At 64.7% G+C, this 21,291-nt stretch carries 15 protein-coding genes; 11 read left to right on the top strand and 4 right to left on the bottom strand.

Going from position 1 to position 21,291, the window contains the following annotated elements:
• Nucleotides 1-333 precede the first annotated feature (333 nt).
• From QBJ89_RS09170 to QBJ89_RS09155, 4 genes are read left to right on the top strand one after another with little or no spacing between them, the layout of a single operon-like run.
• Complete coding sequence (locus QBJ89_RS09170; RefSeq protein ID WP_277980210.1) at nt 334-3,318, top strand: TonB-dependent receptor; 2,985 nt, start codon at nt 334-336, stop codon at nt 3,316-3,318.
• A 55-nt stretch (nt 3,319-3,373) separates the two neighbouring features.
• On the top strand, nt 3,374-4,060 hold the full coding sequence (locus QBJ89_RS09165) for a response regulator transcription factor (protein ID WP_277980209.1): 687 nt from the start codon (nt 3,374-3,376) through the stop codon (nt 4,058-4,060).
• On the top strand, nt 4,057-5,475 hold the full coding sequence (locus tag QBJ89_RS09160; RefSeq protein ID WP_277980208.1) for a sensor histidine kinase: 1,419 nt from the start codon (nt 4,057-4,059) through the stop codon (nt 5,473-5,475). Before QBJ89_RS09165 ends, QBJ89_RS09160 begins: the two co-directional genes overlap by 4 nt.
• Nucleotides 5,472-6,602 carry an alkaline phosphatase gene (locus tag QBJ89_RS09155; RefSeq protein WP_277980207.1) on the top strand — a complete coding sequence of 377 codons (1,131 nt, stop codon included), beginning with the start codon at nt 5,472-5,474 and terminating at the stop codon, nt 6,600-6,602. The genes QBJ89_RS09160 and QBJ89_RS09155 overlap by 4 nt, the downstream gene beginning before the upstream one ends.
• A 242-nt stretch (nt 6,603-6,844) precedes the next feature.
• Here QBJ89_RS09155 and QBJ89_RS09150 read toward each other — a convergent pair whose 3' ends face one another.
• Nucleotides 6,845-7,351, bottom strand: a complete 507-nt coding sequence (locus tag QBJ89_RS09150) for a hypothetical protein (protein WP_277980206.1) — start codon at nt 7,349-7,351, stop codon at nt 6,845-6,847.
• A 165-nt stretch (nt 7,352-7,516) separates the two neighbouring features.
• Between QBJ89_RS09150 and QBJ89_RS09145 the strand changes: the two genes are divergently transcribed.
• Both QBJ89_RS09145 and QBJ89_RS09140 read left to right on the top strand, forming a co-directional pair.
• A complete protein-coding gene (locus QBJ89_RS09145; RefSeq protein ID WP_277980205.1) occupies nt 7,517-7,825 on the top strand; it encodes a hypothetical protein in 309 nt (102 codons plus the stop codon).
• Nucleotides 7,826-7,851: 26 nt separating this feature from the next.
• Nucleotides 7,852-8,508 (top strand): hypothetical protein, encoded by a 657-nt coding sequence (locus tag QBJ89_RS09140; RefSeq protein WP_277980204.1) that lies wholly within the window; start codon nt 7,852-7,854, stop codon nt 8,506-8,508.
• 746 nt (nt 8,509-9,254) lie between these two features.
• Here the strand turns inward: QBJ89_RS09140 and QBJ89_RS09135 are convergent.
• Together QBJ89_RS09135 and QBJ89_RS09130 are read right to left on the bottom strand one after the other, a co-directional pair.
• Nucleotides 9,255-11,084, bottom strand: coding sequence for a diguanylate cyclase (locus QBJ89_RS09135; protein WP_277980203.1), 1,830 nt, complete (start codon nt 11,082-11,084; stop codon nt 9,255-9,257).
• Nucleotides 11,085-11,459: 375 nt separating this feature from the next.
• Entirely contained in the window at nt 11,460-11,849 is a 390-nt protein-coding gene (locus tag QBJ89_RS09130; protein ID WP_277980202.1) for a sensor histidine kinase, read from the bottom strand.
• 142 nt (nt 11,850-11,991) lie between these two features.
• Between QBJ89_RS09130 and QBJ89_RS09125 the strand changes: the two genes are divergently transcribed.
• The 3 genes from QBJ89_RS09125 to QBJ89_RS09115 all read left to right on the top strand — a co-directional run bounded on the left by QBJ89_RS09125 (nt 11,992) and on the right by QBJ89_RS09115 (nt 15,571).
• Entirely contained in the window at nt 11,992-13,836 is a 1,845-nt protein-coding gene (locus QBJ89_RS09125; RefSeq protein WP_277980201.1) for a methyl-accepting chemotaxis protein, read from the top strand.
• 63 nt (nt 13,837-13,899) lie between these two features.
• Nucleotides 13,900-14,022, top strand: a complete 123-nt coding sequence (locus tag QBJ89_RS09120) for a hypothetical protein (protein WP_277980200.1) — start codon at nt 13,900-13,902, stop codon at nt 14,020-14,022.
• 10 nt (nt 14,023-14,032) lie between these two features.
• Nucleotides 14,033-15,571 carry a putative bifunctional diguanylate cyclase/phosphodiesterase gene (locus tag QBJ89_RS09115; RefSeq protein ID WP_277980199.1) on the top strand — a complete coding sequence of 513 codons (1,539 nt, stop codon included), beginning with the start codon at nt 14,033-14,035 and terminating at the stop codon, nt 15,569-15,571.
• A gap of 282 nt (nt 15,572-15,853) precedes the next feature.
• Here QBJ89_RS09115 and QBJ89_RS09110 read toward each other — a convergent pair whose 3' ends face one another.
• A complete protein-coding gene (locus tag QBJ89_RS09110; protein ID WP_277980198.1) occupies nt 15,854-17,014 on the bottom strand; it encodes an FAD-dependent monooxygenase in 1,161 nt (386 codons plus the stop codon).
• A 102-nt stretch (nt 17,015-17,116) separates the two neighbouring features.
• Between QBJ89_RS09110 and QBJ89_RS09105 the strand changes: the two genes are divergently transcribed.
• Complete coding sequence (locus tag QBJ89_RS09105) at nt 17,117-17,728, top strand: TetR/AcrR family transcriptional regulator (RefSeq protein WP_277980197.1); 612 nt, start codon at nt 17,117-17,119, stop codon at nt 17,726-17,728.
• 614 nt (nt 17,729-18,342) lie between these two features.
• Complete coding sequence (locus tag QBJ89_RS09100) at nt 18,343-21,267, top strand: TonB-dependent receptor (protein ID WP_277980196.1); 2,925 nt, start codon at nt 18,343-18,345, stop codon at nt 21,265-21,267.
• Nucleotides 21,268-21,291 lie beyond the last annotated feature (24 nt).

Genomic DNA, 21,291 nt, shown 5'->3' with positions numbered 1-21,291 from the left:
CGGAGACCCCCTTCTCGCTACAGCAGGGGCGCTATGCGCGCTTCATGACGGTTCGGAGACAGCGTTGCGGCCGCCATGCCGCAAATGACAGCGGATACCACCGAGAGACGGTCGATTACCTGACCTTTAAATTTTCCTAATGCTCTCCGATGTCACGGAAGCGTAAATAGCCCTACCTAGTGCGCCATCTCATCGGCCCGCATCGACGTCACCTGGCGATCGTGGCGAGACGAGTGGAACGGACAAGATATCAATCGTGGCGCGAACCGATACTTCGGGCGACACTTTCGTGATCTTCGTCACAACGTGGATCTGCAATCCGTCGGATTGTCGATGAGGGGGCTGTTTGCCGTGTCGCCATTTCTCAATGATGCGAAGTACCGTCTGCGTCTGCGCACCGCCGTGGCAGCCATGGCCATGTCGATCCTGCCGTTGGCGTTCGCGCCCGCACAGGCCCAGTCCCCGTCCAGTGCGCAGGGCGCAGACCGGATAACGGGCGTGGTGGTGAACGCGGCGGGTGACTATCTGCGTGGTGCCGAGGTCCGGGTGGAAGGCTCGGACATCGTCAGCGTCACCGACAACGACGGCCGCTTCACGCTGCAACGCGTTCCCGGCAGCACCCATCAATTGAGCATAGCCTATGTCGGATACGAGACGGGCCATGTCGCGGCTGAGCCCGGTGCCACCGACGTACGCGTGGCGCTGAACGCTCAGACGACGGATGCGTCCAGCGATATCGTGGTCTCCGGCAGCCGCCCCATCGCCGAGTCCGAGGAGGCGGCGCTTCAGCTCAAGCGGTCATCCACCTCGCTGGTCGATGTGATCGCCGCCGACAGCGCGGGACGCTTCCCCGACCAGAACATCGCCGCTGCGGTCAGCCGCCTGCCAGGCGTCAGCGTCGGCCGCGATCAGGGACAAGAACGCTATATCAGCCTGCGCGGCGCGCCAGCGAGCTGGACGACCCTGGCATTCGACGGTGTCAACGTCATCAGCCCGGCCGGACGCGAGACCCGCTTCGATACGATCCCGTCGTCGATCGCCAGCCAGACGATCATCCGCAAGGCCGTGACCGCCGACATGCCGGGCGAGACCGTCGCGGGCAACATCAACATCGTGACGCGCAGCCCGTTCGACTATCCCGGGCTGAAAGGCGCGCTCGATGCCGGGTACGGTTTCAACGATCTGGGCCAGGGCAAGCAGTATAATCTGAGCGGCTTCCTGTCGGACCGATTTGCCAACGACACGCTTGGCGTGCTGGTCGGCGCCTCTCGCTACGAACGCGACATGGTGACCGACAATTTTGAGAATGACTGGGAGATCGCTTCCGAGGATCAGGAGCCCGGTGGCCAGAATCGCATCTGGGCCTCAAAGCACCAGAACAAGCTCTACCGCCTGAAACGGAGCAACACCTCCTACTCGGGTCGGCTGGAATGGCGCCCGAACGGCGACAACAAGCTGTTCCTATTGTCGATCTACAGCCAATTCCGCGACGACGAACTGCGCAACGCCTGGGTCTTCGACCTCGACCAGGACGCCAAGAAGACCGGCAGCAGCACCGTCGGCAAGACCACCGGTTATGCGGATATCCGCAACGGAAACACGCCAGCCCAGGGGACGCTGTACGGCGCCGAGATCGAGAGCACGCTCAACTCCAATTCGTCGCGCCAGAGCATCTTCACCAATACGTTGGCGGGCGAGCACGAGATGGATTCGTGGAAGCTGCGCTGGCGCGCGAACTACACCCGCGCCGACGACCGCAGCAAGCCGCCCTTCGGCTCGTCGTGGAGCAGCCCCAGCGATTTTACCAGGCGGCCGACGCTGGTCTATGACTTCACCGATCCGAACCTGCCGAAGGTGCAGCTGTTCAACACGGTGCTGAACGCCGATGGCACCTACGGCGCTGGCGCATCGCGGCCCTATATCTCGCCGACCGAGCTCAATTTCCTGGCGATGACGCGCAACCGGCAGCTCGACCGGACCAACGCTTATACCGCGAAGCTGGACGTCGAACATACGCTGGACCTATTCGGCGCCAACACCGTGTTACAGTTAGGTGGCGAGTATGACAAACGCATCAAGACCTCGACCCGTGTGGTGCAGGAGGTAACCCCAGCGACCCTTGGAAACGCCAGGATTTCCCGGCCGACACAGGCGGACATCAGCATAGATGCGCCATACAAGGGCAAGCTGCCGCTTGGTTATGGGTGGAAGTACTTCTCCAGCGAGCTGGGTGAGGCGCTGTTCGACCGATATCTCGCCGCCGGCGCCGTGCAGGTACAGGCGAACACCAGCGAGCAGAACAACTACCGCGTTTCCGAGGAGGTGATCGCCGGCTATGCGATGGGCACAACCTACTTCGACTGGGGAAATGTCGTCTACGGCGCCCGGATCGAGCATATCCGCAATGTCGGTTCGGCGCTGTCGCTGATCGGGGATGACTGGACGCCGGCCCGCGTTTCCAACAGCTTCACCTCGGTCTATCCTAGCATCCACGTCAATTGGGACATCAACCGCGACATGAAGCTGCGCCTGTCGGGCAATACCGGCGCGGCGCGACCCAATTACGACGCGCTCCGACCCAATTTCTCCTACAGCGATGTCGAACAGACCGTGTCGGGCGGCAACCCCAGGGCGAAGCCGGAACGCGCCAAGGGTGTGGACCTGTATTTTGAATGGTACATGCCCTCGCGCGGGTTCTTCTCGGTCGGCGGCTATTACAAGGATCTTCGCGACATCCTCTACGACGTGGAGCTGCCCGCATTCGGTTCCGACGCGCTGAACACCACGGGCGTCGACCGTTCGGTTTATCGCTACGCGACCATCGCAAACGGCGGCGGCGGGCATATTAAAGGGCTGGAGTTCGCCTTCTCGCAACCGTTCGAGGGGCTCGCGCGCTCGATGGGGCTGGCTGATTGGGCGCAGGGCTTCGGCATCCAGGCCAATCTGACGCTGAACGACTCCAAGGCCACGACCCCGGATGGCCGCACCACTGACCTGCCAGGCGCCTCGCCGCTGATCTACAATGTCTCGGGCTATTACGAGCGTTACGGCTTCTCGGCGCGGCTCAGCTATCAGTGGCAGAAGGCGTATCTCGACTCGCTGGGCGCAGGCGACATCATCGGCGACGCGTATTGGGCCGATGTCGCGCGGCTCGACGCCTCGCTGCGCTATTCGATCAACGAGCATGTGCAGCTCTATGTCGATGCCAACAACCTTACCAACGAACCGGGCATCCGATACCAGGGGGACTATTCGCGCCTGATCGAGCACGAGACGTTCGGTCGCCGCTATCTGGCGGGCGTGCGCATCAACTTCTGAGCGTGACGTGTGGAGACGCCGCGGGGCGCCTCCCGGACCCGCGGATCGAAACGGTATGACCAAGACCATTCTCGTTGTCGAGGACGACCAGGCCACGGCCGACTTCATCGAGACCGGGCTCGTGCTGGACGGCTATCTCGTCCTTCGCGCGGCAGACGGCGTGCACGGGCTGCGGATCGCGCGGGCCGAGCCACTCGACGCCATTGTCCTCGACCGGATGCTGCCCGGCCTGGACGGACTGACCGTGCTGGAGACGCTGCGCGCCGAGGGAACCGACACGCCGGTCATCATCCTGTCCGCGATCGGTTCCACCGACGAGCGGGTGCGGGGACTACGCGCCGGGTCGGACGATTACCTGGTCAAGCCCTTCGCCATGCCCGAACTTCTCGCCCGGCTGGACGTGGTCCACCGCCGCCGCGCAAGCACCCCCGCCGTGGTCACGCGCCTGACATGCGAGGACCTTACGCTCGACCTTCTTGCCAATCGCGCCGAGCGGGCCGGTGACGTCCTGATGCTGCAGCCGCGGGCGATCCAGCTGCTCGAATTTCTGATGCGCAATCAGGGCCAGGTGGTGACCCGGTCGATGATCTTCCAGAAGGTGTGGAACTACGACTTCGACCCCGGCACCAACGTGATCGACGTCTATGTCAGCAACCTGCGCCGCGAAATCGACCGGCCCGGCCTTACCCCGCTGCTGCGCACGGTGCGTGGTGCCGGGTTCCGGCTGGGGGCGGCGCGATGAAACGCCCGGCGACGCTGCGCCGACACGCGCCCTGGCGCTCGACGGCGGGCAAGTTTCTGCTGCTGTATCTGGCGCTGTGCTTCGCATGTACGGTCCCGGCGCTGCTCTACGTCTATCTCGAGACCGACCGCATCCTGCTGGCGAATTTCCAGCGTCCCCTAGAGCATGAGCAGGGGCATCTGCTGAGTCATTATCGCCGGGGCGGAGTCGCGAATTTGAGCAAGGCGGTCGCCGACCGCGCTGGCCCGGAGTATAAGGACGACACCGCAATCCTGCTGGTCGACGCGCAGCATCGTAAGCTGGCGGGCAATATAACGTCCTGGCCAAAGGGGCTGGGGGACTCCATCCAATGGCAAACCAGCGGCCTGCATCGCCGAGGCCACGCGAACCCGGAGCAGTTCCTGGTTCTGACGACCCGCTATCCCACCGGAGAGCGGCTGTTGCTTGGCGGATTGCTCGACAACCGGACGCAGATGCAGCTCGCGCTGCTGCGCGGGCTCGCCGGAGCGCTGGCGCTTGCCATTCCCATCGGTCTGCTCGGCAGCATCGTCCTCGTCCGGCAGATGAACCGCATGGTGAAGACGATCGCCACCGTCGGCGAGCACATCGGGGCCGGGGACTTGCGCCGCCGTGCCGAAACCGACGGCAGCGGCGATCCGGTCGACCGGCTGAAGATCACGCTCAATGCGATGCTCGACCGGATTGAGGTGCTGGTGGAAGAGCATCGCACCTTGACCGACGCGCTAGCGCACGACCTGCGCTCCCCGCTCACCCGCATCCATATCCAGGTCACCCAGGGCCTCGCCGGGGCGACCGATCCGGCGGGTGTAAAGCGATGCGAGGCGATCGCGCAGGAGGTCGCCATCGTCCTGCACATGCTGGAAAGCGCACTGGAGATTAGCCGTGCCGAGGCGGGAGTCGGGCGCGGCACCTTCGAGCGCTTCGACCTCGCCGCCGTGCTGACCGATCTCGGCGAGATCTACCAGCCGCTGGCCGCCGCCAGTAGCGTGGCGATCTCCGCCGCCTGTTCGCCGCGCCTGGAGCTGGAGGGCAATCGCGCGCTGGTAGCACGAGCGCTCGCCAACTTGATCGACAACGCCTTGAAATACGGCGCAGCTGGCGGCGTCATCGCGCTGGAAGCGTCCGCCATCGGTGGCGAGGTGCATATCTGCGTCGCCGACCGCGCGAGCGGCATCCCCGCCTTCCGCCGTGACGAGGCAATGCGCAAGTTCGGTCGCCTCGACGCCTCGCGCAGCACGCCCGGCACCGGGCTGGGCCTCAGCCTCGCCAAGGCGGTGGCATCGTTGCACGGCGGACGGCTCGAGCTGGAGGACAATCACCCCGGTCTACGCGTGCGCATGATCCTCGCGCGCCGTCACGCGGCCTTATGCGATCACCAAGGAGTATCTCAATGATCCTTTCCCGCACGTTCCCCCGCGTCCTGGAGGGCGTAGCCGCTCTCCTCCTGTCGACCGCTTCGACCGGTGCCGCCGCGCAGCAGGCGCGGAACGTGATCCTCCTCCTGGGCGATGCGGGCGGGCTTCCGACGCTCAACGCCGGCGGCATTCTCGCCAACGATGCGCCGCAGTCGCTGTACCTCCACACGATGCCCAATATCGCGCTGTCGGACACGTCCTCGCGCAACCAGTGGGTGACGGACTCGGCGGCGGGGATGACCGCGATCGTGACCGGTCACAAGACCGACAACGGCATGGTCTCGACCCTCCCCTCGGCCAACGGCGCGGTCGTGCCGGTCAAGACGCTGCTCGAATATGCCGAGGAGCGCGGGCTTTCCACCGGCGTCATGACCAACATGAAGATCTGGGACGCGACGCCCGCCGCCACCTTCGCACACGTCGGTACGCGAAAGGACAAGGCGGCGATCTTCAAGCAGATGCTCGCCCCGCGCTATGGAAACGGCGTGGATATCCTGATCGGCAAGGGCCGCGCCGATGCGATCGCCGCCTTCGCCGAGCAGCAGACGACTCCAGAAAAGGCCTTCGCGGCGGCGGGCTATGGCTTCGGCGAGGACCCTGCGCTCGCGCAGCAGGGCGGCCGCATCGCCGTGCTGCGCGACAGCGACTTCGCACCCATCCCGGCGGTGGAGGCGACGATCGCGCAGCTCGCGCGCAATCCCAAGGGCTATTTCCTGATGGTCGAATGGGACATGCACACCGACGATCCGAAGAAGGGCCTGACGCATGTGAAAGAAATGGACGACATGATCCGTCGCGTCAGCCAGATCGCGGGCAAGGACACGCTGATCCTGTTTACCGCCGACCATAGCTTCGGGCTGCGGCTGGGCGGCGGGGAGCGCGGCGTCCCGCTGCTGCAGCAATATAATACCGAAGCGGCCAAGCCTGGCGTGACCGCCGCCACCAACGATGTTATCAGCGTGCAGGACGGCCATACCGGCGAGGAGGTCGTCGTCGCGGCGAGCGGACCCGGCGCTGACAAGGTTCATGGCTTCATGCCCAACACCCGCCTGTTCGATGTAATGCTGTCCGCCTATGGGTGGAAGCAGGACAGGCAGGCACGCTGAAAGCTGGCCGTCCGCTCCCCGGAGCGGACGGCCAAGGTCATCAGCGCATCGGCTCGGCGTGGCGGGTGCGCTCGTCGCGGACCTGGTCCGCGGAGTGTCTCCGCTTCGATGTCCGAGTAGCGCGATTGCGACCGCCTCTCTCGTGCCGAAGACCCAGAAGCACTCATTCAGGAGCTCTCAACCGCTCTCCGAAACCCGCCATTCGTTCATCTCTGTTCAAGCTCGCGCGTTGAGGTGATTGGCTACCCGACCTCGCTAGGCCGAGTGACCAAGCCGCTGGTCGAACGCCGTCGCAGCTCCCCGACAAAGGTCGCGATCCGCGAGTCGAGCTCCGTCGCACGGCGGCGGACCTGATTGCCAAGCGCCTGCGTGTCGTCGGCCGAGGCCGCAAGTATCGAGGAAGCGTCCGCGAAGCGCATGACGATGGCGGAGGTCGACGTTGCGTTGTCGGCGACATCCCTAGTGATCGACTGAATGCGCGCGGTCTTGCACTCGTGCCGCTCGACCGCCGCGAGGCTGCTGGACGATGAGGCCGCGAGACTCACTAGCAGCGCATGGACGCGATCTACCAGCGCTCCCGTTGACCGGCTTGCCTCCTCGATGCGCGCCACGGCCGAGAAGATGGCGGCGGTCGTGCTCGAGATCTGCGCGGCCAGGCTCTTTACCTCGCCTGCGACCACCGTCGCACGCGCGTTCGCGTTGGCATGCGCGAGCGTGCCCAGGTGGTCGCCGAAGAGCCGCTCTGCCAATTCTGCTTCAAACGCGGCCTCGAGGCCCCGACAGAGGACGTGACCTAGTGCAGACGCACTAAGCTTCATGGTGCCGGCCAAGGGCGGTTGCCGCGGTTCGGCTGTCCCTTGTTGGGCCCGGGCGCACCCGCCTGACGTTCAGAGGTCCCAAATGGGAGAGGTACGATGAAGCGTTATGTCACGACCGCATTGGTCGGCATTGCCCTGTGTGCAACGGGAAGTTTCGCACAGTCGCATCAACAGGGCTCACATAACCCTGCTATCAAGGACGGAAGTCCTCACCCTGTGGCATCTGCGGCCAGTGGTGCCAACTCGTTCACCGAGGATCAGGCCCAAGGACGCTTGAAGAAGGCCGGCTTCTCGCGCGTGTCTGCGCTCAAGAAGGACAGCCACGGCGTATGGCGCGGGATGGCTTACAAGGGCGAGAGCAAAGTCCGGGTCGGCGTGGACTACAAGGGCAACGTGGTCCGCTGACCTTTTCTCTTTTCAAGGACGATCCTATGACCCAGACCATCACACGGCTGTTCGACAACTACTCTGACGCGCAGGCCGCGGTGCAGAAGCTCGAAGCGCTCGGCATACCGCATTCAGATCTCAGCATCGTCGCGAACAATGCAGATGGCGCTCATGGCGAGCATCACGTTCACGACCACGGCGGCGTGAACGATCACGGCGACGTGAGCCGTGGAAGCTCGACAGGCGCCGTTCTAGGCGGCGGCGCCGGCCTCCTAGCGGGCCTCGGCCTCCTCGCAATTCCAGGGCTCGGTCCGATCGTTGCGGCCGGCTGGCTTGCCGCAACGGCCGCAGGTGCCGGCCTGGGCGCCTTGGGCGGAGCGGCGACGGGCACGATCGTTGGCGCGTTGAAGGAAGCGGGTCATACGGACGAAGAGGCGCACGTCTACTCGGAGGGCGTGCGCCGTGGCGGCACTCTCTTGAGCGCCCGCGTGTCTGATGAGCTTGCGGCTCAAGCCGAGGCGGTGCTGCACAGCCACAACTCTGTCGACGCGGTCACGCGCGGCGCCGCGTACCGGAGTCAGGGGTGGGCCAGCTTCGACGAGAACGCTCCCCCCTACGACCGCGAGCAGGTCGTAGCTGAGCGATCGCGTTACGCCGGCGCAGGTATTGAAACCGTGCCGAGGACCGATCGCAGCTTCTAATGTTTTGGGCAGCGCTCACGAGCGCTGCCCAAAACCGAGGACTTCGGCCTTAACAGCAGTCGTGATTGCCAGATCTCGGCAAGATCGAATTTCTATGACGGGTGGCTCTTATATGCTCGTGAATGCCTGACAGCCTTCGCACCTTGGCACCGCGATGCCGTGAGCGGGAGCCATCCACCCCATTCGTTCATCTTCGGGTTCGAGCCTTGAGGAGTTTTGCGCAGCTGTCCGGCTTGCATATGCTGCCGGCCGGCGGCGCACCGCCCGCCACCAAACGGCCGACTCGGTTCGGTGTCACGCCCTGAGATGCCGTTCGATCTCACTGAGGCGGAGCGTGAGCGCACGACCCGACAGATGAACGGTCATTCGCTGCCGCTCATCTTCGTTGAAACGAGCAGCCTTGATCAGCAGGTCACGTAAAGCGGCCCGACCAACAACCCTGTTGCCGCCTAACCAGCCACTGCCAAGAGCTGTCTCGGGAGCGAGAATGAGAAGGCCATAAGCGTCGGGTTCGATGTTCTCGATGATGGCGGCGGTGTCCTTCTTCCAAATGGCGGCTCAGCTTACACGCTGAAACGGTCCAGAGGGGGTCGACCTGACAGCCTGCCCTCTGGACGCTCTCCCACATGCCCCCTGGTCCTTTCCTCAGCGATGCTATCGAGATACTTGGACGCGCCGAGGAATGGTTCGCGGTCGGCTTACCCTCGAAACAGGCGCGATAGATCCGCTACCCGCGACGATCATGGTCAGGCGGCCAACCTCTCGGCCACGATCGCTCGGTCACGCCCCTCCCGCTTCGCACGGTAAAGTGCCGTGTCCGCGCTGGCGATCAGCGGCGCATTGTCACGGCCCAAGCCGGCGCCCCACTCGGCCACGCCGAAGGAAAGGCTGACGGCGCCCAACGCTTGCGCACCCTGTCGCGCCCGCAGTGCGCCCAGCGCGGCGCGGAGCCGCTCGATCCGGGGCAGGAGCGCCGCTGCCGTCGCCCCCGGCGCGATGATCGCGAATTCCTCGCCGCCGTAGCGGCAGGCGACATCGCCGTCACGGAAGTGCTCCCGCAACGCCGCGCCGACGAGCTGTAGCACCGCGTCGCCGGCGTCATGGCCGAACTCATCGTTGAAGCGCTTGAAGTGATCGACGTCGCACATGACGAAGGCGAGCGGCGTGCCGGCGCGCGCGGCGCGCGCGATCTCCAGCTGAAGCGCCTCCTCCATGTAGCGGCGGTTGTTCAGTCCGGTGAGCGCGTCGCGAACCGTTTGTTCCCTGAGATCGCGCTGAAGGCGATGATTGACGAGCGCGGACGCGATGTTCTCGCCGAGCGCGTTGAGTCGAAACGCTTCCTCCGTGCCGACGACACCCTGTAAGAACAGTAGCCCGATGACCTCGCCACCGGCGAGCAGCGGCTCGCAGCGGTACGCGCCGGCATCGTCGGCAGCGTGACGACACCCCACCTCATGGCCGTCGCCTAGCACGACATGCCCTTGGCCGAGCCGCAGCGCCCAGCATTCGTCCGGGCCGAAACTCTCGGGGAGCGCCCCGCCCTCACCCCAGCCGGCGAGCCGTACCAGCAGGTTGCGCGAATTGTTGTGAGCGTAGAGCGCGCCCGCCAAGCCGGGCAGCACCTGTGGCACGTAACAGTCGATGATCTGCGCCAGCTCGGCGTCGGTGCGCGCCGCCTGCAGCCGATGCGCCATGTCGCCGAGCCGGGCGATGACGTGTCCACGCGTCTCCAGCGCGCCGCGCTGCGCGAGCAGGTCGGCGTTGGCCGCCTGCAGTCGCCCATCGGTGGCACGTTGCTCGCCCAGCGCCTCGCTGAGCCGCTCGGCCATGCGGTTATATCCGCTGGCGAGGCGATCGAACTCGAGCGAGCCGGTGCGCGTGTCGAGCCTGCTCTCCCCCTCCCCCTCCCCCAGCGCCGCCATGGCATCGAGGACACGACGGAGCGGGCGACGCACGCCGATCGCGACCGTGGCGACCAGAAGAGCGAGCAGCATCGCGACGAGCGGGCCGCCGACCATCACCGCACGCTTGGTGCCGGCGAGCCGCGCCTCGGCGTCCGCCGCGCGCTGTGCCAGCAGGTCGCGCTCGCGCTGTAGCAGGAGGCTTGCGCGCCGATCGACCTCGGCCATCAGCTCGCGCCCTTGTCCGCCGGCGACGATCCGCGTCGCCGCCGCGAAGTCGCCGCGCCGGCCCAGCAGCAGGGGCGTGCGCAGCACCGCGATGCGCCGCGCGACCGCCTCCCTGAGCGCGACGGCGCGCTCGTGCTGGAGTGCATTGTCGGCCGTGAGTCGTTCGAGCCGGCCGAACTGACGGGCCGCGTCTGCGAGCCGCTGGTCTACCGTCGCGACGAAGCGGAGGTCCTGCGTCAGCAGAAAGCCGCGTTGGCCCGATTCCGCCTCGCGCAGTTCGGCAAGGGCCTCATCGAGGTTGACGATCACCTGCTGCGAATGAGTCACCCAGGCGAAACTCTCGCGCGTCTCCAGCGACGATTGCAGCAGAAGTGCGATCAGCCCGGCTAATGCTGCACCGACAATGATGCCCAAGGCGGTCACGCGCGAGATCAGCGATGGGAGCACGGCGGATGATCCAGATCAGGTTGCTATGCTCCGGGCGTAAGGCCGCCATGGTTTCTGACACGTTAAGAACAGGCGGCAGCTCAAGCCCGTGAGCTCTACCGACGCCGCTCTCGCCCAGCGCGCGGGCGAGCATGCCGCTCCCCTCGCACCCCAATGGCGTCGTCACCGCCTGCGCCTTGCGAGGGTGGGTATGCTGATCTAGGTCAACCTGGGAAAAGGGGAGCCTACGGTAACAGGTCCCGTCAGCGAAGATGTACGGCGTCACTACGCCAAAGCCTTCAGGTACATGCATCGCGCGTCTCGAACCAGCGGCGACACTCTGGTGCCATCCGCGCAGGCGTCAATCACCGGAGTGGGTTTGAACCCTAGTACGCGTCAATCGATTAAACTTGCCACAGCCTTGAGCGATTTCGATAGCGCTGGCAAGACGAGGCGGACGCGTAAACCACTGTCACTGTCCGGGATGAAGCACCTCGCCTCGTGCAGTGTGGCAATGGCCGCCACCAAGGCTAAGCCAAGCCCGGCGCCCTCCGTCGCGCGACTAGCGTCGCGACGACAGAAGCGCCGGAATACCTTTACTCGTTCCTCGGACGGGATCCCGGGCCCAGTATCGCACACTTCGGCAACGATACCGTCGTCGAGTAGGCGAAGGCGTGAGACGTCAAAGACCCATAACCGGTCATCCCGCGTGCCCTGCCCGCCTCTCCACTCCAGACATTCATTGATCTTGAGGGCGCCGCCGCGATGAGCGACCGCTGGCGGCACCGCTCCATGTCCAATCCCATGGGCGTTCGTAGGAGACACCGCTAACCCAACTCGCGTTGCGGACGTTCAAAGCGCGTCAGCGGTGGCGACTCATTAACATATGTTGCCCTACGTTGCTGGCACCTTTTTAGAGTGTCAGCACGTGAAGAACCTGAAGATCAGCTCGAAGCTGCTCCTTGCCTTCGGCATCCTACTCGGCTCGCTCCTACTCATGGCAGCCGCGTCAATCACCAGCCAGCGCACCTTAAACGGCGCAGCCGAGCTGCTCGGGCACGACCGACGCGACAAGCTGGTCGCCGTTGCGGCGCTCGACACGGCCACGTCGGACTACCGAAATGCGGAGGCGAACAGCATTCTATCGGAGGCGCCTGCCGACATCGCTGCTGCAGAGACTGACGCGGCAGATCAGGCGGCAGAGGTCGGCAAGAACGCGAGCTTCCTGAGCAATGCGCTCAAGAACCCTGCCGCACGATCCATGTTCGAGCGTTTCGAGGCGGACTGGCGCACTTATCTAGCGCAGTCGAGGACCACGCTGACGCTATCTCATGACAATCAGAACGACGCGGCGCTTGCCAGCTTCCGTCGCAGCAAGGCGGTCTACGATAAAGCGAGCGATGATGCCGGGAAGCTCAAGGCGATCCAGGTCAGCCTGATGGATGGCGACATGGCCGCGGCGAATGCGATCTACACGACGTCGCGCAATGTTTCGATCGGCATCGCCGTCGCGGTGCTCGCGTTGACGATTGTCATGCTGATATCGCTGATCCGCGGCATCGCCACGCCGCTGACCGCGATGACCGCGACGATGCGCCGGCTCGGCGCGGGCGACCTCAACGCCGATGTCGCGGTTGATCCCCGCCGCGACGAAGTGGGTGAGCTCGCCGGCTCGTTGGTGGCGTTCCGCGACCAGCTCGTCGCCGCCGAACGCGCCAAGCAGGAGCAGACGCGGCTGATCGTCGACAGCGTCGGCAATGGGCTCGACTCGCTCGCGCGCGGCGACCTCACCGCGCGGATCGACGCCGAGCTGACCGGCCCCTTCGCCAAGCTGAAGGACGACTTCAACAACGCGATGCAGTCGGTCGCGGGCACGCTCACCGCGGTCAACGCCAGCGCCGAGGGGATCACCAATGGCGCCAGCGACATCCGCCAGGCGTCGGACGATCTGTCGCGGCGCACCGAGCAGCAGGCCGCCAGCCTGGAGGAGACCGCGGCGGCGATGCACGAGATCACCACGACCGTGCGCGACACCGCCGCCAACGCCACCAAGGTCAACGGCGTGGTGACCGACACGCGCCGCGACGCCGAACAGTCGGCCGACGTGGTGCGCCGCGCGGTCGAGGCGATGAACGGCATCGAGCGTTCGTCCAACGAGATCAGCGACATCATCGCGGTGATCGACGGGATCGCCTTCCAGACCAACCTGCTCGCGCTCAACGCCGGCGTCGAGGCGGCGCGCGCGGGTGACGCCGGCAAGGGCTTCGCGGTGGTCGCCTCCGAGGTGCGCGCGCTGGCGCAGCGCTCGGCCGACGCCGCCAAGGACGTGAAGAGCAAGATCACCGCCTCGACCGAGCAGGTCGATGCCGGCGTCACGCTGGTGGCGCAGGCGGGCGAGGCGCTCAGCCGCATCACCGGGCGGATCGGTGACATCAGCGCGCTGGTGTCCGACATCGCCTCTGCCGCCGAGCAGCAGGCGACCGGGCTCCAGCAGGTCAACACCGCCGTCAGCGAGATGGACGGCGTGACCCAGCAGAACGCCGCCATGGTCGAGGAGGCCACCGCGGCGGCGCGCAGCCTGGCCGAGGAGACCGAGAATATGGCGCGGCAGGTCAGCCGCTTCAAATTAGCCGAGACTGCATCACCGGCGTCGCCGGTCCACCAGCTCCAGGCGCGCGCCGCGCAGGTGGCGGCCCGGATGGCTGCCGGCGCGCGCGCGCGCCGGACCAGCGCGGCTGCGGCGTCACCGCAGGATGACTGGTCCTCCTTCTAGGGGTTGATGATGCGTCGACGCCAAGAAGCTGTACCTACCGAGGTGACCGCCGAGGCTCTCCTGATGTCTGCCCAGGCAGAGTGCCTGCTGCTGGATCTTGCCGAGCTGAAGCAGCAGGTCGAAGCGACCCTCGGCCTGCGACGGGCGAGCGAGAAGGGCAACCAGATAGCAACCCAATTACAGTAGCTAAGGACCCATGGAAACGCTGCTGAGTGAGGCGTTCAGAATGGCAAGGCTTTGGGCAGCGGTGATGCGGCACAGACTCAAGCTGCTCGACGGCTCGGTCCTCGTAGTCGTGATGACCTTGATCGCCTTCTACTGCCTCGAGGTGGATGTCTTCGAGCACGAGGGAGATGGGCAGCCTAACATCACGACCAACGAGGCATTGCTCATCGCTGCCTTGTTCTGCGGGGGCCTCGTGGTATTCGCCCTGCGCCGTCTGTCGGAGGCGAAAAGGGAGACGGCACGGCGCATTGTCGCCGAGCAGGAAGCGCGTAATCTCGCCCTTCACGATGCCCTGACAGGTCTGCCGAACCGCCGCGCCTTCGATGAAGCATTGAAGGTCGCTGTGGCGTCGCCTCCGAAGGTCGGCTCATCGCACATCCTCCTGATGATGGACCTGAACGGCTTCAAGCGCATCAACGACGTGTACGGGCACGGCGTCGGCGACGAGGTGCTTCTGCACGTCGGCGGACGGCTGACACGCATGATCAGGGGCGGCGACATGGTGGCGCGCCTGGGTGGTGACGAGTTCGCCATCCTCGCGACGCATGCCGCCGGGGTTGAGGCAGCAACCGGGCTCGCCCAACGCGTCATGGACGCCCTGGAGGCGCCGGTGAACGCGGGCGGTACCGAGCACCGGGTTGGCGTGGCGATCGGCATCTCGCTCACGCCGCAGGACGGCTTGGAGCCCGCAGAGCTTCGCAACAAGGCTGACAAGGCGCTTTACCGCGCCAAGGAGGAGAAGCACCGGACGCCATCGGCGGCGCGCTTCTTTGAAGAAGGCATGGACGCTCAGGCACGCGAGCGTGACGCATTGGAACGCGAGCTTCGCGTTGCGATCTTCAACCGGAGCGTGCAGCCGTTCTACCAGCCGCTGGTCTCGCTCGATGGTGGACGCATCATCGGCTTCGAGGCGTTGGCGCGGTGGACGTCGCCAAGCCTCGGCGAGATAAGGCCGGAGCGCTTCATCGCGGTCGCAGAAGACACCGGGCTCATCAACGATCTCACCCGATTGCTCCTGGAACAGGCCTGCCGCGACGCAGTGACCTGGCCCGCGCACGTCACGCTCTCGTTCAATGTGTCCGGCATCGTGCTTCAGGATCCGCTCTTCGGCGTTGCCGTGTTCAAGATCCTGACCGATGCCAAGCTACTGCCGCAACGCCTCGAGCTCGAGATCACGGAAAGCGCCCTGGTGCGCGATCTTGACGCCGCAGTGCGTGCGTTGGACCAGCTTCGCGGCATGGGGGTGCGCATCGCTTTAGATGATTTCGGCACCGGCTACTCGAGCCTCTACCACCTGCGCGTCTTCAAGCCCGACAAGATCAAGATCGACCGCAGTTTTGTCGACGACATCGAGCGCGACGCCGGCAGCGCCGCCATCGTTCGCGGCCTCATCGGGCTTGGTAGTGGTTTGGGTGCGCAGATCACCGCGGAGGGCGTCGAGACGCAGGCGCAGCGTAACCTGCTCTGGGCACACGGTTGCGATCAGGGTCAGGGCTTCCTCTTCGGCTAGGCTCTCGCTGCCGAAGGCGCGCACCGGCTCTTATCGGCTGAGCACGTCGAGCCAGGCATGAACTTGCGTGGTGAGGCCGCAACTGCCTAGCGCCTTCTACGATCGCGGGGAAAAATGAGCTAGGAGCGTCGCTTGCCGCTTGCGACCATTCGCCTCGTCGTGCCGAGGACACAAGTGCGGTCACTGCAGGCGCCTTTCTCATCTCCCAACTTCGGTCAGTCGTTAATCTCGGCAGTCGCTGCTCGTGGCGTTCCTGGCAGCCGCCTGTCCGACTGACTGGTGTCACCAGCCCATGTGACCCGCGGCAATTTCACGATCGCGAAGGGCAAGCTCCGCCTCGTCGGCCGGACACATAGTTGACATGCCTTCGTCCGCCGCGCGCTGCTGGATCTGCTCGACGAACGGCCGCAACTCGTCCTCGTAAAGACGGAACGCCGATGCATGATCCTCGGGATATCGCTCCAACGCGGCCGCCAGACGACCGGCGCCGATGATCGCCATCGAGCCACCCAGGCCGGCAAGCGGTGAGACGCAGTAGCCCGCGTCGCCCACCAGAACGACCCGCCCGCGAGACCAGCACGGCATCCGGATCTGATTGATCCGGTCGAAGTAGAAATCATCGTCACCTGCGACGGACGCCAGCATGGCCGGCGCCTTCCAACCCAGATCGCCGCACTGCTGCTGGATCAGTCGCCGCTGTTGCGCGCGATCGCGATAGTCATAGGCGATCTCGGCGTCGGTTCGGAAGCCGAAGCCGATATCGGTCCGATCGTCGTAGCCGTTGAGCATCGCCATGCGCCGGGGCACGCGAAAAACCTCGGTCGTGTCGGCGGCCAGCAGCCCGGTCTCCGGCACCACCTTCAGGAAGAAATACCCGCCCATGAAATGGGTGAACTGGTCTCCGTCCCCGAAGACAAGCCGCCGCGTGTTCGATCGGTTGCCGTCGCATCCCACGATTAACGCGACGTCGCGGCGCTCGCCGTTGTCCAGGGTCACGGACACACCGTCGGCACGCTCGTCGAGGCTCGAGATCGATCTCCCGAACAATAGGGTGACGTCGTTCGCCACCGCGCCATACAGGATGTCGAGCAGATCGTCGCGATGGATCTCGTACCGTGTCTCAGAGGCTTGATCGCCGCTGACCGCGATCGAACCCAGCGTTGTATTGTCCGCGTTCTTGAACTCGAAGCGGCGGGACGGCAGTGCCTTGGCACGAACGCGGTCCGCGAGCCCCATCCGCTCCAGGATCGCGATCGTCTCCCCTTCGATGTCGACAGGCGTGCCACCGCGCCGCAATCCCGCAGCCGCCTCCACGACGGTGACCCGATAGCCGAGACAATTCAGGCCGTAGGCCGTGGCCAGGCCAGCGAAGCTGGCACCACTGATGAGGACCTCCGGGCGACTTGCTCCTGCCCCAATATCGTAAGTGGTTGACGGCACCATCGGAACATCCTCAATCTGGACGAACTCCGAGCATATACCGGGTACATGTTAATGTGCAATACCAGCAACGATCCACGCCTGGACAGGCGTACGCGCAAGCGCATGGCCACTCGCCAGGCGATCTCTGATGTCGCCACGCGCCTGTTCATAGAACGCGGGTTCGATCAGGTGACCATCGACGAGATCGCGAACGCCGCGGACGTTGGCCGCATGACGGTGTTCAACCATTTTCCCCGCAAGGAGGACATGTTCTTCGACCGCGAGGAGGAAGCGCGCGCGCTGGCATTCGAGACGGTGCGGTCACGCCCGCCGGGCAGCTCGCCGATCAAGGCGCTGGGTGCGCTCGCGCATCAGATGATCGAACAGCCGTCAGAAACCCTTCCCTTATTCGAAGATACGCGGGTGTTCGTCGAGACAGCACAGGCCAGCGAGACGCTGAAGGCGCGCGCGCGGCAAATGCGCGACCACTTCGTCCAGGATCTGGCGGCACTCCTGCGGCAGGAGTCGACCGGAGGAGACGACGAAAACACTGCCTTTCTGGCAGCGGCGCTGATCACCTCGGCGTGGAGCACGGCGTTCCTGCGGGCGCACGCTGAACTAAGCCGGACGGGCGATGCGCACGCGGCCAAGCGCGTCTTTCTCAGAGTCGTTGATCTAGGAGTTGTAGGTACGTTAGCCGCTCTTGAAGGAACAGCTCCAGGAGGCACCGGCTGAGGCCCACTAGCGGTCACTCAGAGGCTTCTGCCCGCCTCCGCATTCCGGCCGATCGTTCATGTCTCGTCTCGAAGCTCGCGCTTGGCCCGCTGCTCGACGCAAAGCCCGTGCAGCATGACGTCCACAAACGCGTAAGTCTGCTCCTTCCAGTTCAGTCCTTGGCGGATCGTCGCGACTCCCACGATCCCGCGAAGTAGATCGAGCGGCGAGATCCGAACCGACGTGCGCTCGCGTCGGAGTCGCCCTGCAAGGCTATGCAGTGCCACCTTTCGTAGGCTCAGCTGCGATCATGCGGCGGTGGCCGCGGCTCTCCAACAACCTGCTCCTGTCCGATATCGACATCGCGATCCAGGGCCGAGCGCGTCGCATGGGCCGGGCCATTAATTGACGTCTGTTCGACAATCGGTTGACAAAGTCAGATTAATCTGGCGGATTTGCGGAGAACGCTAACAAGCGTGTTCGCGGAGAGGGTTAAGATGAATCGGAAGGCTTCGTTGCTGGGGGGCGCAGCGATCGTCTCGATCGGATTGGCCTCATCCGGCTTGGCTGTGGCGCAGACAACGCCCACTCCGACGGGACCCGCAGGAACCGCGACAAACTCGTCGAGCCCAGATTTGGGAACGTTCACGGCGCCAGATCGGGCGACCAATCAGGCAGACGTCGGCATCTCCGCCAACGAGGAGGCAGGCTCGGGCGAAGTGCTCGTCACCGCCCGCCGCCAAGCGCTCCAGAGCGCCACGGAGCGCAAGCGGAACTCCGACACGATCATCGACTCGGTGGTCGCTGACGATGCCGGCAAGCTCCCGGACAACTCGATCACCGAAGTGCTGCAGCGCGTGCCCGGCGTTTCGATCGTCCGCTTTGCGTCTCTCGGTGATCCGGACCGCTTCTCGGTGGAAGGGTCCGGCATCCAGGTGCGCGGACTGTCGGGCGTCCTGGCGACGCTGAACGGCCGTGAGATCGTCGGCGCCAACGGCGGTGGCGGGATAAGCTGGGGCGAGGTCACGCCCGAGCTCATGGCCGCGGTTGACGTCTACAAGGCAAGCACCGCGGACCGCATTGAGGGTGGGATCGGCGGAGCGGTCGATCTCCGGACCAAGATGCCTTTCGACTTCAAGTCGTTTACCGTCTCAGGCAACGCGCAGGGAGGTTACGGCGACTCCTCCAAAAAGGGCTCGTACGGCGGCTCGCTCCTGGTGGCGAACACCTGGGACACCGGCATCGGCCGACTGGGCGTGCTGGTCGACGTCGCGTACAACAAGCTGCGGAGCCGCAGCTCCTTCGCGCGCGCCGAGCCCTATTACCCCCGCATCGTCGCCGGCGAGCAGCGCTATATTCCCGGCGGCTTTGACTTCGGCCAGGAGGATTTCGAGCGACGTCGTCAGGGCTTCTACGGCGCGGTTCAGTGGGAGCCGACCGAGGGGCTGCGCTTCTTCCACACCAGCTTCATATCCAATTATCGAAGCGATCGGACCGAACGCGTCGTGTTCGCGGTGCCGAGCAACACCGATGCCACGCTCTTCCCCAATCCTTCCGCGGACGCAGCCTACGACTCAAACGGGATTCTGGTGAGCGCCAGCAGCCTGACTCCCGCGTCGCAGGCCAACTTCACGCAAGGCTCGCTTTCGACGTCGGGCACCGCCAGCCGCCAGGAGAACGAGACGCGTGACTTCAGCCAGGGCTTCACGTGGGACGTGAGCTCGAAGCTGCGGTTGTCCGGCGCGGTGCAGTTCATCCATTCCTTCTCGAACCTGGACGCCGAAAGTTCGTCGATTGGCACGACGCTGGGCTCGTTCGGCTTCGACGCCACGGGCGACCTGCCGCTCTTCACCGCCACTCCTGCAACTTCCTTCGGCGATCGTTCAGCCTACCAATGGCAGAGCTTTGCCTTCAATCCGGATCGGAACCGGGCAAACGAGACCGCGGTCAATCTCGATCTCTCCTGGAACGTGGGCGACGGCACCGGCTTCGTGCGCCAGATTCAGGCGGGTGCGCGCTATGCCAACCGCCGAGAGCGGGACAATCAGATCGGCACGTATTGGGCCGCTCTCGGGCGTGACTGGAACGGCTCGCCGCAGCGCACTCTCGCCGACGGACGGCCTGGTGACGCGAACTTCGAAGGCTTCAGCAACTTCTTCAAGGGCGATCTCGATGTCCCCGCCGGCGTCTACACGCCAAGTCAGTCGCTGCTCGGCACCTACGACCCCATCCTGATCCAGCAACTGTACGGCTACGACACGGCAGCCAATCCCAACGGACCCAACCCTGTAGGCCTTCAGGATCGCGCCGGGCTGATCGTCACCCGCCTGCGCAACAAGGCGGCCTACGTTCAAGCCCGCTTCGCCGGGGGCACGGACCTGCGGGTCGACGGCAACGTCGGTCTTCGCGTCGTCCGACTGGAGCGTGAAGGTTCGGGCAACAGCGTGATCACGACCCCGAGCTTCTACTTCTCGCAGGCCGACGCAGACGCGGATCTTGCTGTCGGCGTCGCGAACAACTTCGTGCCGCAGGCCAGCAGCGCCTCGGTGGTCAGCGGTCGCTTCAACGTGACCCGCTTCCTGCCGTCTCTGAACATCAATCTTCACCCAACCGAGAACCTGGCCGTTCGGCTGGCGGCGACGCGCACGCTGTCGATGCCTGACTTCATCTCGACGAGAGCCACGCAGATCATCGGCCTCAACACGGCGACAAATACCAACAACACGGACGGCAACTCGTTCAATCCGATCTTTAACGGCTTCACTGCGAACCGCGGAAACGTCGCACTCAAGCCGACCATGTCGACCAACCTCGACCTGAGCGCTGAATATTACAGAGGCAACGACCTCAATCTACATATTGCTGTCTTCCACAAGGCGTTGACCGACCAGATCCTGTATGGAACAACACTTCGACCCTACTCGCAGACCTTCACGCGAGCGGACGGCACGACCTTCAACGCCACCAGCTTCATCCAGGCCAATGAGGTCTACAACGCCTCCAAGAAGTCGTTCGTCACTGGGACGGAGATCGGCGGCCGGAAGTTTTTCAGCGAACTTCCCGCGCCCTTCGATGGCATCGGCGTGGAGGCAAACTACACCTTCATCGACAGCAAGTCGCCGAGCGCACTAGCAAGGGGTATCAGCGGCGAGGAGCTGAGCGACATACCGCTCGTCGGCCTTTCAAAGCACAACGTGAATGCGCAGCTGCTATACGAGCGTAATCCGCTCTCGCTCCGCGTCGCTTACTCGTGGCGCAGCCGGTATCTGCAGACGACAAATGGCAACGGTACCACGCCGAACTACTCGCTGGTGGATGCATCGGGCGCCAGCAGAACGGTCAGCGCCTCGCTTCCCGTCTACGCCGCGGCATATGGCCAGTTGGACGCCGGCGTGACAATCGAGCTGATCAAGAACCTTCGCGTCTACATTCAGGGAACCAACCTCACCAACTCCACGACCAAGACGCTGATGGGCGGCTATCCGGGCGGCACCCTGCTGACGCGTAGCTGGTTCATCTCGGATCGTCGGGTGGAAGGGGGTATAAACTTCAGCTTCTGATCGGTTCGTAGTAGGAGAGGGTCG

It is taken from the genome of Sphingomonas phyllosphaerae, assembly GCF_029623345.1.
GTDB classification, from domain to species: Bacteria; Pseudomonadota; Alphaproteobacteria; order Sphingomonadales; family Sphingomonadaceae; genus Sphingomonas; species Sphingomonas phyllosphaerae_C.
This window is presented reverse-complemented; position numbering and strand designations above follow the sequence as displayed.